The organism is Thermococcus sp. (genome assembly GCF_027012695.1).
GTDB lineage: Archaea > Methanobacteriota_B > Thermococci > Thermococcales > Thermococcaceae > Thermococcus.
Genome location: NZ_JALUYR010000048.1, coordinates 1 through 10,421, shown reverse-complemented (window position 1 = coordinate 10,421; position 10,421 = coordinate 1). Strand labels below are relative to the sequence as shown.

Genomic DNA, 10,421 nt, shown 5'->3' with positions numbered 1-10,421 from the left:
TCTACGAGCATTTTGTCCATTCCTTTGGGTCCGAGGGTTGTTCTCACGGTTTCGGCTACGATTCTCGCCGCGAGGATGTTGAGTCTCTGGGCGTCCCTTCCGACGTACCTCTGGGTTCCCTCAGGCAGAATAACAACCGGCTGTCCGGCAAGCTGTGCCATCTTCCTCACCCCCTCCCGTTTTTGTGAGGGCCTATCACGTCACAATCAGCGGTTCCGCTTTATCGTTCCTTTGCACTATTTATAAATTTTTCGATGAATTTCCAGACCGGCCACGATCCATCTCAGGGGGATATCTATGAGAATTCCTGCATACGTGACCATACCTTTTTAACCGATCCCGGCCAACCGGAGGCTGGTGGTTGGGATGACGGATGTAAAAGCCGAGTGGGAAAGGGCCCTCGCAGAGGGAAACTGTGAAAGGTTGCTTGAGCTCTTTGACGATTACATTGACTCCATTGATGACGAGGAAGTTTTCAGGCAAGAATTGAGGAGACTCGGAGGGGTGGCGGTGGAATGCGATGACCCCTACGAACTGCTTCACGAGCTCGGGCACGTCTATTCTCATCTGGGTGACGTTGAGAGCGCGATAGAGCTTTACCGAAAGGTGGTGGAAAGAAAAAAAGACGATCCCGACGAGTACGCCACGGCGCTCTACTACCTGGCTGACGCATATGAACACTTCGGCATGCCCGAGAAGGCGGTGGAAGTTTACCGGAAACTCCTCGAGCACGAGGAGAAGGTCCTGAAGAACGAGAGGGAGATAGCCCTCACACTCGCCAACCTCTCGGTGAACTATGACGAGCTCGGTGAAACGGAGAAGGCGATAGAGCTGATGGAACGGGCTGCCGGGATGTTCGAAAGGCTCAACGACCAGAAGAACCGACTGATAAGTCTGCTTGATCTGGCGCACTTTTATTACGAGCTGGGGGACTATGAGCGGGCTGAGAGGCTGATAGGAGAGGTTCTTAGAAACCCGAGGGACGACGAGATAGAGATAAACGCCAAGCTCGTTGAGGCTGAAATCCGCGCGGGCAGGGGGGACTACGATGGGGCCTTTAAGTCCCTGCGCGAGGCCCTGTTGAAGGCGATAAACGTGAACGATGACGTTTTTGGCCTCGTCTTCGACACGCTCGTGGACTTCATCGAGGGGCTCTTCAACGAGGGAGCCTATGATGTCATTGCAAAAAACATGGAGTCCTTTGCGGAGCTCTTCGAGGACGACACAGCGTACTTCTTCAAGGCCATAGGGGAGCTCGCCCGCTGGAAGGCCGGGGACGAGGAGGCGAAGAAGCGTTTTGATGCCCTCTACCAGAAGGTTGAGAACGGGGAACTGAAGGCAGTCCTCGACGGGTGGAAGCGGCCCAAGCTGAGCCTGGGTCTGGGGCTTTAGGTTTCATTTTATTCTCTCTTCTCCGGACAATAGAATTGGGAAGGGCAAAAGCCCTCAGATCCTCGAAACTGTCTCGACTTCGGCGCTCTCGACGTTCTCAACGCCCCTGAAGGCCTCGAGGACTTCGTCGAGGTCGTAGCCCTCTTCGTCCTTAGCTAGAACGTAGAACTTGAGGGCAACGAGGCCAAAGGCGATGGGCTCACGTTCGACCTTGGCAAGGCCAAACTTCTCCGGAAGTGCCTCCTTGAGCTTTGCCTCAAGCTCGTCGAGGTTTACCTCGGGGTCGGTCGGCATGACCTTAACGACGGCAACCATGTTGTAGTCGGCCATTTTTTCACCTCCTCAATTTACGGCCCTTCCCAGCCGCACTTGGGACACTTGTAGGAGACGCTCAGAACCCTGCAGGATTCACAGCGCCAGATGATCGCCTCCCCACAGTTGGGGCAGACGAAGTGAGTGGCGTGTTCCCTGGGGGTTATCTCCTTTCCACATGACGTGCACACCGGTATCTCGAACCTGACCTCCACTGCGAACACCTCCCAGAAAGGTGGGTTTTGGTCACTGCAGGGCATTGTGGGGGTTGACTTATAAATCTTTCTCCGGGGGGAATGTCGCAGAACGGAGAATCCGGGAGAGAGGAAGTAGAAGGGGTTGTATGGCGCCCGGGCCGGGATTTGAACCCGGGTCACGGGAGTGACAGTCCCGTATGATGGGCCGGGCTACACCACCCGGGCGTTTGAGTGGCCGGCGGCGTTCCCGGTTTCCCGCCCCCTCTCGGAGGGCAGTACACCCGGGAACGCTGGCGGGCTTAACTTCCGGGGTCGAAACGAGACCGGGTGTAACCCCGCCGCTATGACCGCCGTACCGGTACTGACCTCCAGGATTGAGTTTATAAACTTTGCGGTTGGGGAAAAGGTTATAGCGGCTGCTCCCGAGGTCTCGAGGAGGGATGATGTCATGGGACTGCTTGAGGACAAGGCTCTCGTCGAGGCGGCTCTCTTCGTCTCTGGCAGGCCCCTGGGTGTGAAGGAGCTCTCAAGGGCGCTGGGAATAAGGTCGCTCGACTACCTGGAGAAGCTGATCGAGCTCATAGCTGCGGAATACTCGGAGAGAAAGAGTGCCATAGAGGTCGTCAGGGTTCTCGGGGACAAGTACGTGATGCAGGTCAAACAGGAGTACAGCCAGCGGGTAATTCACCTCATGCCGAGGCCCGATCTTAGGACGGGCGAGCTGAAAACGCTGGCGCTCATAGCCTATCTCCAGCCTATAGAGCAGAGCAAGGTGGTGAAGCTCCGCGGGAGCCAGGCCTACGAGCACATAAGGAAGCTCCTCGAGATGGGGCTCATCTATGCCGAACCCCACGAGAGGACGAAGCTCCTTGGAACGACGTCGAAGTTTGCAGAACTCTACGGTTTCCCTGAGAATGATCCGACGATAATCAAGGAGGCCTTTAAGAGGGTCGTCCACGCGGAGTACAGTGATCTCATGGCGAAACTCGATGGCAGGGACAGCGGGGAGGAACCGGAAACTTCTCCGAAAGAATGAGCCTGTCTGGTTTCTTTTTAACCGCCAGGACGGGACGTATTTCTAGAAACGATCCCGGGAGAAAGGTTTAAATACCCGAAACCCGGATTACCATCAAGGTGAGTGTTATGGTAGTGCTGACCAAAGAGCAGATTATCGAGCTGATAGGAAAGCGGAAGGGCCTGGACAGGGACGAGATCGAAAAAAGGATCAGGGAAATAGCCGGGAGAGAGGGTATCTCAGAGCACGCCGCTGCAGTAATGCTCGCGGAGGAGCTCGGCGTTGATCTTGAGGGAAAGGAGGGGCTCCTTCACATAGCCGACCTCGTCCCCGGAATGACCGGCGTCAACGTCGTTGCGAGGGTTCTCAGGAAGTATCCCCCGAGGGAGTACCAGAAGCGCGACGGCTCCACCGGCAGGGTGGCCAACCTCATAATCTACGATGGAACCGGAAAGGCGAGGCTCGTCCTCTGGGACAATCTCGTGGGCAAGTACTACGACGAGCTCAAGCCCGGGGACGTGATCAAGATCATTGACCCCGCCGTGAGGGAGGGACGGAACGGAATAGAGCTTCATGCAAACTTCAGGACCAGGATAATCCACAACCCCGAGGACCCGCGCGTGGAGGAGATCCCTCCCCTGGAGGAGATGAGGAGCTACAGCTACCAGAGAAAGAAGATAGGCGAGCTCACGGGGGGCGAGAAGTTCGTCGAGGTTAGGGGAACTATAGCGAGACTCTACCGCGTCACGGCCTACGATGCCTGTCCCCAGTGCAGGAGAAAGGTGGACCACGATCCGGCGACCGGCGCCTGGATATGTCCGGAGCACGGCGAGGTCGAACCGGTAACCATGGTTATCCTCGACTTCGGTCTCGACGATTCCACCGGCTACATCAGGACGACCCTCTTCGGGGACGACGCCGCGGAGCTGCTCGGCGTTGAGCCGGAGGAGGTTGCAGAAAAGCTGAAGGAACTGGTTGAGGAGGGCCTGACGCCCAGAGAAGCGGGGAGGAAGCTCGCTGAGGAAGAGTACTACCACCTCCTTGGGAAGGAGATACTCGTACGGGGCAACGTGGTTGACGACAGGTTCCTCGGTCTGATCCTCAAGGCCTTTGGCTGGGACGAGGTGGATCCGAAGAGGGAAATCGCGAGGGTCAGGGCCGAGCTCAAGAAAGCGATAGCCGAGTTCGAGGGTGGTGAGTGAAATGGAGGAGGTTCGCTTTAGAAGGAGAAAACCCGCCGTTGAGAGGAAGATAGGAGAGATAAGGGACGACGACACGCGCGTCTCCCTCATCGGAAAGGCCTTCAAGGTGGACAAGCTCGACTACACCTTCTGGCTCGACGACGGAACGGGGGTCATACTGGTAGAGAGCGAGGACAACGTTTTGCCCGAGGAGGGACAGGTAGTCAGGGTCATTGGGAGGGTCATACGGGACGAGGAAGGAATGCATATCTTCGGGGAGGTGCTCCAGGACTTCAGCAACGCGGATCTCAGGGCGCTGGAGGAGATAAGGGAGCTGGAGAGAAGGATCCTCCCGAAGGTGGAGGGCATCATCGAGTTCTTTGGAGGTGAAGAGGTATGAAGAAGCGCCTTCCGGCGAGCAGGGTTTACCTCAGGGACGTTCTAAACGGCTACTACGTCAGAAGCGAGGGCGACTTCGAGCCAAACTACCTCATAACGAGGGACGCGAGGAAGGTTTACCGCGTCAAGGTCGTCGCGACAGTGGTCAGGGAGCCTGTGATAAGCGACGACGAAACATACGGCAAGTTCCAGATAGACGATACCACCGGAACCATATGGGTTCTTGGCTTCCGTGACGACACCCGCTTCATCAGGCTCGTCAAGAAGGGTGACCTGGTCCAGATAATCGGGAAGGTTGCGGAATGGCGCGACGACAAGCAGATACTGGTTGAGGGGGTCTCCAGGGTTGACCCCAACTTCTGGATCCTGCACCGCTTCGAGACCCTCAGGGACAAGGTGGAGCACGCCAAAAAGGCGAGGATAGCCTTTGAGATCTACGACCGCTACGGGATCACCGCCAAGGCCAAGGTCATAGCCAGGAACAGGGGGATAAGCGAGGACCTACTGATGACGATAGACGAGCTATACACGATGATGCTGGAACAGAGGAACGTGGAGGAGGAGCTCTTCGAGGAGGAGCTTCCCCAGAAGAAGGAGGGTGGTGAGAATCCCGAGCTCGAGAGGGCCAAGAAGGCCGTTCTGGAGCTCCTGAAGGAGAAGGGCAAGCCCCTGTCCCACAAGTTCATAGTGAAAAAACTCTCCAAGGACTTCGACGAGGAGCTCATCGAGGAAGCAATAACCCAGCTCCTGGCAGAGGGGGAAATCTACGAGCCGGAGATCGGCTATTACGAGCCGCTCTGAGCTTTTTCTTTTCTATCCCCGACAAAAACTGGTGTAAAAAGGCCGAGGGGGTCAATACTGTTCCCTCATCGTTCTTATGACCGGGTCGTGGATTAGCGTGGACGTTATGCTGTCGACCATCCTGAAGAACTCGTCGCGGCCCCTCTCGAGGGGCATGTTCTCCAGCTTTATCAGTTCGCACCTGTCTCCGAGTATCCACTTCCCCAGGAGTATCTTCTCCCTTCCGTTCTTCCTCAGATCCAACCGGACCAGACCGTAGGGTATGTCGGCCGTCCACCAGTTGGCCCGGAAGGTGACCCTCCATCCGGCCCTCTCAACGGCCTCGGTTAGCTTCTCCAGTGTAACCCCCGGGCCGTGGGGGGTCTTGAACGTCACCACCGTCCAGAGGCCCTCACCCTCGAGGGCCCTCGTAAGTTCCTTTTCAAACTCCATTGGAACCACCTCCATCAAACGAGGGCGGCGATGAGGAAGGCCATCACCGCCAGGAACATGCTGATCTTGAGAAGTTTCTGCGACCTGTGTGCGGTCTCCCTGTCTTGGGAGCGGAGTATCAGATAGGCCGCGTAGAGGATAATAAGATCAACGGGAATCATCGCGTAGTAGCCCAGACCGACCCCTGCTCTGACGGGGAGGAACGAGGCCAGAACCGTGAGCAAGGCAAAGAACGCCCCGACGTAGGCCGCCTTTTTCTTTCCCCATACTATCGGGAGTGTTCTGGCACCCTTGGCGAGGTCTCCCTCCACGTCCTCGATGTCCTTAATGATCTCCCTGGCGACGTTGATAAGGAAGGCACAGAGTGCCAGATAACCGGCCAGACCCATGCGCTCAACGGCCACGGCCCCGTAGAGCGGTGTTGCTCCAGTGAGGCCCGCCACGACAAGGTTTCCGATGAGGGGGAGGGGCTTGAGCTTCCAGGCGTACAGGAACATCGTGACATAGGCAACAATTCCCAGGATCAGCGCGTAGACGTTTATGAGGGCCGCAAAGACCAGGCCGGCAGTGAAGAGGAGGAGTGAGTAGTATAGGGCCGTTCTCCTGGCCATTGCACCCCGGGGGAGGGGCCTGTCGGGGCGGTTTATCCTGTCTATCTCGTAGTCGAAATAATCGTTTATCGTGTTTCCCCCGGCGCAGCCGAGGGTAACGACGAGGAAGACGAGAATCACCGTCCTGAGATCCGGGAGATGGCCCGCAGCCACTATAGAGCCGAGAACCCCAACTATCCCGGCCAGGATGCAGTTGTGGGGTCTGGTTATCTCAGCCAGAGCCTTGACTTCCATTAGGGCCACCTAATCCCCTTGGGACGCCGCCTTAAAAACCTTTGCTAGAGTTCCTCCCTCCTGAGGAGGCCCAGTTCCTCCCCGGTCTCGAGAACCCTTATCCTGCCGAAGCGCAGTTCCACCGCCTTTTCCAGCTCTTCCCGCGAAAGGGGCGTCAGAACCTGTGCCTTCCTCGAGCTGAAGCTTATCCACTTGAGGATTCCAGCGCCGAGGCAGAGACCGTTTCCGTCAATGAAGCCCACGAGGAGGTTGCTCAGCCTTTCGAAGTCTATCGCCCTGAGGGAAAAGCGGTCGTAGTGCCTGGGAAAGTTCCCAACGTCGGTCTTGACGATCGTGTAGTGGCTTCCCTTCCACCCCGCCAGAACCAGCCAGCCGAAGGCAGATGAGAGGAGTTCTATCTCTTCCCCGGTCAGCGGCCTGCCCTGAAAGAGGGACGTTCCACCGACAGGAATCTTGGTCAGGTCGATCTCAACGGTGGACGAACCAGAGAAGTAGGATCTCCATTTTTCCACCCTCACTGCCCTGCGTTCCTCCCTCGAGTGTTCCCTCACCCTCGCACTGACCTCCAGGGAAACAATCTCCCCGTAGGGTGCCAGGAGGGTTCGCAGGTGGGAGAGCTCGTCCCCCCGTTCAAGGAGAACTATGAGATCCGGTCTCACGAGTTCGGCCTTGAGGCGCTTCATCTCGGCACCTACGCCGCTCACGAACCCCGTGGTGTCTATGAGAACCACGTCCGCCATCCCGAGGGCAACGTCCGCGAGCCTCTTCACCGCCACGGCCATCTCCCCCGCGTACTGCCCGGGGGCCGTGGTTCCAATGAAGTAGTGGGCGAGTCCCCGGAGCTCGTCAAGACTTGAGAACCGTCCTCCGGGAAGCGCCAGGCTCACCGTCGCGGGAGGGAGGATCCCCTTCTGACCAACGTCACTGTCGACGATGGCGACCCCAAGACCGGCTTCCATCAGCCCGTTGGCGAGGAACGTCAGGAGGGTTGTCTTGCCACTGTCGGTTCCACCCACGAGCATTATCCTCAGGGGTTTGGACCGGGAGGTCAGTTTCTCCAGGAGGACAAGCCTGTCCCCAGGAACCTCCGTGGTATAGGACGCCTTGTTCATGTGGCCGAATACGGACCGAAAAATAAAAACCTAACCCCTGGGAAAGGCTTATAAGGGGGCCGGGCCTTGGATGTATGGTTTGACGTTGGCCCGAAGAATTTTGATGAGAGTAAACCCTGGAGGTCTGAAAATGGAGGAAAAGCCAACCCTCACGCCCCGACAGATGAGGCTCCTGAGAAAGCTCTATGAGGACGGCAGGACCATAGAGGTTCACACCGTCGAGAAGACCCAGGATGAGCTTGCTGAAGAGCTCGGAATAACGAGACAGGCCCTCAGTAACCACCTCAAGGTCCTCAAGGAGCTTGGCTACATAAGGACAGGAAGGGGCTTTATAGACCTCACCGACAAGGCCCTCGATCTGCTCGGCGAGAAGAAGGGCGACGTCTTCGTCTTCGTGAGGATAGAGCCGACCAAGAGGAAGAAGGTCTACGATGCTATAAAGAAGCTCCACATAAAGAAAATCTACCGCGTCACCGGCGACATCGACCTCATAGTCGAGGCCGACAAGACGAAGCTCGATGAGATACTCGAGGAGATATCATCCCTCGACGGAGTCAAGGAGACCATCACCCACATCGTCCTTGAGGTCCTCTGATTTCCGCGAGGGCTTCTTTTCCCCCATCTTCTTCTCCATTAGCACCTTGAGCTTATCGATATTCTTCCCGAACTTGGCGGATATCGGTACGAAGGTCTCGTCTATCTCAGAGTAGGGAACGCCGAACTTCTCGGCAAGGAAGTTTATCGTCCGCCCGAGGTTCTTTAACCTGTCCACCTTGTTCACCGCGACTATCGTGGGTATGCCGAGCTCCCTCAGGAACTGATAGAACTCAACGTCAATCGGTATTTCCCCGCGCTTTTCCCAGCGCTCGATTATCTCCGGTGCTGCTTTTCCATCCACCACGAGAACGGCAAGCTCTATCTCGTCCGCGTTCTCCTCGATGAAACGCACTATCTCGTCTTTAACGCGCTCCTGCACCTTTTTTGGAAGGCCGCTCATGAAACCGAAGCCGGGAAGGTCGACTATCGTCTTCCCCCTCCAGTTGATCTCGATGGGCTTTCTCGTCACCCCGGGTCTCTTTCCGTGCCTCACCCACTTTCCCGTCAGGCGGAATACCAGCGTGCTCTTTCCAACGTTCGAACGTCCAGCGAAGATTATCACGGTCCCACCGGTAAAAGTCCGGCGGGGGATATAAAACCCTGCCGGCGCCGGAAAGGTTAAGTACCGGTTGCGCGAAGTTGCCTCGGTGGTGTTCTATGCCCGGGGGGAGCGAGGCAAAGGCCAATCAGCTCGTCAACAAGTTCGTGATCTCTCTCACTGAGGGGCGGATCCTAGGCTACGTTACGGACATTAACGTCGAGGTCGAGGGGGATCAGTTCTACTTCATCCTGAAGATGAAAGAAATCGAGAACCTCGGAAAGGGACAGAGCATGTTCTCAAGCGAGAGGAAGCTGAAGATAAGGCCGGACGATATAGTCAACGTTGGCCCGGACGTCATAATCCTCGGAAACGGCAAGGTTCCTCCGCTTAGGGAGATAGAAAGGCTCAACCAGATAGCCGAGGAGTACAACGCCCTGGTTAGGGAACTTGAAGCGAAGGAGAAGCTCATTGAGAAGCTCAAGGAGGAGAACTACGCCCTCAAGAAGCAGATCGAGGAACTCCAGCGTGAACTTAGAAAGCTCCAGGTCATGAGGGAGGACTTCGACCACCTGAAGGAGCAGCTGGTCAGACAGGAGGGTCAGCTGGAGATGGCTAAGGAGTACATAAGACTTCTGGAGGGGCTGAGGCACGACATTGACAGGATAAAGGAGAACGTGGAGGTTTTAATTCAAACCCAGCTGGAGGAGGTTGTGAGGGCCATAATAAACGAGGAACTGAACGCAAGGGGTTTGAAAAAGACAAGCTTCATCTAACCGAAGATCTGGGGTCCGAAGGCGTGGAGGAGTATCTCAAAGGCAATAAGTATGAGTGTCAGAGCTATAACCCCCTTGGGACTCACCTTGATGGCCCGCGTGTCCTCGTCAAAAAATCTCATCAGTCCGGCACCGGTTGGCGGCAGCGTCGTCTTCTCCTTTGCCATTTTCCTCACCCCTCTACCCAAACCACGCTCCAACCTATAAAAAACTTGTGCCGGGAAACGTTTTTAAAGGCCAAACCCAACCGCCAGCTGGACAAGGGGTAACCCAATGAATCCCGCTAATGATGGAGGAGGTGGGAGGAAATGGCCACTTTCAAGCTCGTTATATCCAATCCGAGAACCGGAATTGCCAGACAGGTTGAGATCTCGGGAGAAGAGGCTGAGAAACTCGTAGGAAAGCGCATCGGGGAAACCATTCCGGCCAGCGAACTCGGACTCAACCTAACCGAGATCTTCGGGGAGGAGATACCGGGCAACGTTGAGCTCAAGATAAGGGGCGGAACCGACAAGGATGGCTTCCCCATGAGACCCGACGTCCACGGACCGAGGAGGGTTAAGATCCTCATCTCCCAGGGACCGGGCTTCAGGCCCAGGGAGAAGGGTGAGAGGCGGAAGAAGACCGTCAGGGGCAACACCATCAGCCCTGAGATAGTGCAGGTAAACATGAAGCTCCTCCTGTGAGCTTCAAACCTTTTCTTTGCCGAGTCTAAGGACGTTTGAATCCCAGATGCATGGTCATGCAACTCTTTTACCTGGCCTTCTTTTGATTCATTCTAAGAGGAAAACACAACTCGGAACGAATTTATACTCGAAAAAAAA

At 56.2% G+C, this 10,421-nt stretch carries 15 protein-coding genes, 1 tRNA gene and 1 rRNA gene; 8 read left to right on the top strand and 9 right to left on the bottom strand.

Annotated elements, in window-relative coordinates; all coding sequences use genetic code 11:
• The first annotated feature begins 366 nt into the window (after positions 1 to 366).
• Entirely contained in the window at positions 367 to 1,392 is a 1,026-nt protein-coding gene (locus tag MV985_RS03380) for a tetratricopeptide repeat protein (RefSeq protein WP_297462122.1), read from the top strand.
• A gap of 54 nt (positions 1,393 to 1,446) precedes the next feature.
• Here MV985_RS03380 and MV985_RS03375 read toward each other — a convergent pair whose 3' ends face one another.
• The 4 genes from MV985_RS03375 to rrf all read right to left on the bottom strand — a co-directional run bounded on the left by MV985_RS03375 (position 1,447) and on the right by rrf (position 2,256).
• Positions 1,447 to 1,722, bottom strand: coding sequence for an elongation factor 1-beta (locus MV985_RS03375; RefSeq protein WP_297462043.1), 276 nt, complete (start codon positions 1,720 to 1,722; stop codon positions 1,447 to 1,449).
• Between the two features lie 17 nt (positions 1,723 to 1,739).
• The gene (locus MV985_RS03370) at positions 1,740 to 1,919 is read right to left on the bottom strand and encodes a zinc finger domain-containing protein (protein ID WP_297462033.1); all 180 of its coding nucleotides are present in this window, start codon (positions 1,917 to 1,919) and stop codon (positions 1,740 to 1,742) included.
• 129 nt (positions 1,920 to 2,048) lie between these two features.
• Positions 2,049 to 2,126: transfer RNA gene (locus MV985_RS03365), tRNA-Asp, on the bottom strand.
• Between the two features lie 8 nt (positions 2,127 to 2,134).
• Positions 2,135 to 2,256: ribosomal RNA gene (rrf, locus tag MV985_RS03360) — 5S ribosomal RNA — on the bottom strand.
• A 93-nt stretch (positions 2,257 to 2,349) separates the two neighbouring features.
• On the opposite strand from rrf, the gene scpB reads away from it, so the two are divergent.
• From scpB to MV985_RS03340, 4 genes are all read left to right on the top strand, one after another.
• Complete coding sequence (gene scpB, locus MV985_RS03355; protein ID WP_297462111.1) at positions 2,350 to 2,937, top strand: SMC-Scp complex subunit ScpB; 588 nt, start codon at positions 2,350 to 2,352, stop codon at positions 2,935 to 2,937.
• Positions 2,938 to 3,044: 107 nt separating this feature from the next.
• Positions 3,045 to 4,118 (top strand): OB-fold nucleic acid binding domain-containing protein, encoded by a 1,074-nt coding sequence (locus tag MV985_RS03350; protein ID WP_297462082.1) that lies wholly within the window; start codon positions 3,045 to 3,047, stop codon positions 4,116 to 4,118.
• A 1-nt stretch (position 4,119) separates the two neighbouring features.
• Positions 4,120 to 4,497 (top strand): replication protein RepA, encoded by a 378-nt coding sequence (locus MV985_RS03345; RefSeq protein WP_297462069.1) that lies wholly within the window; start codon positions 4,120 to 4,122, stop codon positions 4,495 to 4,497.
• Positions 4,494 to 5,297 (top strand): OB-fold nucleic acid binding domain-containing protein, encoded by an 804-nt coding sequence (locus MV985_RS03340; RefSeq protein WP_297462022.1) that lies wholly within the window; start codon positions 4,494 to 4,496, stop codon positions 5,295 to 5,297. Before MV985_RS03345 ends, MV985_RS03340 begins: the two co-directional genes overlap by 4 nt.
• Before the next feature lie 51 nt (positions 5,298 to 5,348).
• Here the strand turns inward: MV985_RS03340 and MV985_RS03335 are convergent, their stop codons facing one another.
• The 3 genes from MV985_RS03335 to MV985_RS03325 are packed head-to-tail and all read right to left on the bottom strand — an operon-like array spanning position 5,349 to position 7,686.
• Positions 5,349 to 5,729 carry a ribonucleoside-triphosphate reductase gene (locus MV985_RS03335; RefSeq protein WP_297462014.1) on the bottom strand — a complete coding sequence of 127 codons (381 nt, stop codon included), beginning with the start codon at positions 5,727 to 5,729 and terminating at the stop codon, positions 5,349 to 5,351.
• A gap of 14 nt (positions 5,730 to 5,743) precedes the next feature.
• Complete coding sequence (locus MV985_RS03330; RefSeq protein ID WP_297462058.1) at positions 5,744 to 6,574, bottom strand: geranylgeranylglycerol-phosphate geranylgeranyltransferase; 831 nt, start codon at positions 6,572 to 6,574, stop codon at positions 5,744 to 5,746.
• Between the two features lie 44 nt (positions 6,575 to 6,618).
• Positions 6,619 to 7,686, bottom strand: a complete 1,068-nt coding sequence (locus MV985_RS03325; protein ID WP_297462004.1) for a Clp1/GlmU family protein — start codon at positions 7,684 to 7,686, stop codon at positions 6,619 to 6,621.
• A 130-nt stretch (positions 7,687 to 7,816) separates the two neighbouring features.
• Here MV985_RS03325 and MV985_RS03320 point away from each other — a divergent pair, with 130 nt between their 5' ends.
• Positions 7,817 to 8,281: an Lrp/AsnC family transcriptional regulator gene (locus MV985_RS03320; protein ID WP_297461992.1), complete on the top strand. Its 465-nt coding sequence runs from the start codon at positions 7,817 to 7,819 to the stop codon at positions 8,279 to 8,281.
• Here MV985_RS03320 and engB read toward each other — a convergent pair.
• On the bottom strand, positions 8,225 to 8,845 hold the full coding sequence (engB, locus tag MV985_RS03315) for a GTP-binding protein EngB (RefSeq protein WP_297461978.1): 621 nt from the start codon (positions 8,843 to 8,845) through the stop codon (positions 8,225 to 8,227). The two genes, MV985_RS03320 and engB, sit on opposite strands and share 57 nt — an antisense overlap.
• Before the next feature lie 95 nt (positions 8,846 to 8,940).
• Between engB and MV985_RS03310 the strand changes: the two genes are divergently transcribed.
• A complete protein-coding gene (locus tag MV985_RS03310) occupies positions 8,941 to 9,597 on the top strand; it encodes a hypothetical protein (RefSeq protein WP_297461965.1) in 657 nt (218 codons plus the stop codon).
• Here MV985_RS03310 and MV985_RS03305 read toward each other — a convergent pair.
• Positions 9,594 to 9,764, bottom strand: a complete 171-nt coding sequence (locus tag MV985_RS03305) for a preprotein translocase subunit Sec61beta (protein ID WP_297462050.1) — start codon at positions 9,762 to 9,764, stop codon at positions 9,594 to 9,596. The two genes, MV985_RS03310 and MV985_RS03305, sit on opposite strands and share 4 nt — an antisense overlap.
• A gap of 141 nt (positions 9,765 to 9,905) precedes the next feature.
• On the opposite strand from MV985_RS03305, the gene MV985_RS03300 reads away from it, so the two are divergent.
• Positions 9,906 to 10,283: a 30S ribosomal protein S6e gene (locus MV985_RS03300; RefSeq protein WP_297461952.1), complete on the top strand. Its 378-nt coding sequence runs from the start codon at positions 9,906 to 9,908 to the stop codon at positions 10,281 to 10,283.
• The last annotated feature ends 138 nt before the right edge of the window (positions 10,284 to 10,421 follow it).

Coding starts and splice junctions, on each gene's coding strand:
- MV985_RS03380 (WP_297462122.1), top strand. CDS start 367: ATGACGGATGTAAAAGCCGAGTGGGAAAGGGCCCTCGCAGAGGGAAAC.
- MV985_RS03375 (WP_297462043.1), bottom strand. CDS start 1,722: ATGGCCGACTACAACATGGTTGCCGTCGTTAAGGTCATGCCGACCGAC.
- scpB (WP_297462111.1), top strand. CDS start 2,350: ATGGGACTGCTTGAGGACAAGGCTCTCGTCGAGGCGGCTCTCTTCGTC.
- MV985_RS03350 (WP_297462082.1), top strand. CDS start 3,045: ATGGTAGTGCTGACCAAAGAGCAGATTATCGAGCTGATAGGAAAGCGG.
- MV985_RS03345 (WP_297462069.1), top strand. CDS start 4,120: ATGGAGGAGGTTCGCTTTAGAAGGAGAAAACCCGCCGTTGAGAGGAAG.
- MV985_RS03340 (WP_297462022.1), top strand. CDS start 4,494: ATGAAGAAGCGCCTTCCGGCGAGCAGGGTTTACCTCAGGGACGTTCTA.
- MV985_RS03335 (WP_297462014.1), bottom strand. CDS start 5,729: ATGGAGTTTGAAAAGGAACTTACGAGGGCCCTCGAGGGTGAGGGCCTC.
- MV985_RS03330 (WP_297462058.1), bottom strand. CDS start 6,574: ATGGAAGTCAAGGCTCTGGCTGAGATAACCAGACCCCACAACTGCATC.
- MV985_RS03325 (WP_297462004.1), bottom strand. CDS start 7,686: ATGAACAAGGCGTCCTATACCACGGAGGTTCCTGGGGACAGGCTTGTC.
- MV985_RS03320 (WP_297461992.1), top strand. CDS start 7,817: ATGGAGGAAAAGCCAACCCTCACGCCCCGACAGATGAGGCTCCTGAGA.
- MV985_RS03310 (WP_297461965.1), top strand. CDS start 8,941: ATGCCCGGGGGGAGCGAGGCAAAGGCCAATCAGCTCGTCAACAAGTTC.
- MV985_RS03305 (WP_297462050.1), bottom strand. CDS start 9,764: ATGGCAAAGGAGAAGACGACGCTGCCGCCAACCGGTGCCGGACTGATG.
- MV985_RS03300 (WP_297461952.1), top strand. CDS start 9,906: ATGGCCACTTTCAAGCTCGTTATATCCAATCCGAGAACCGGAATTGCC.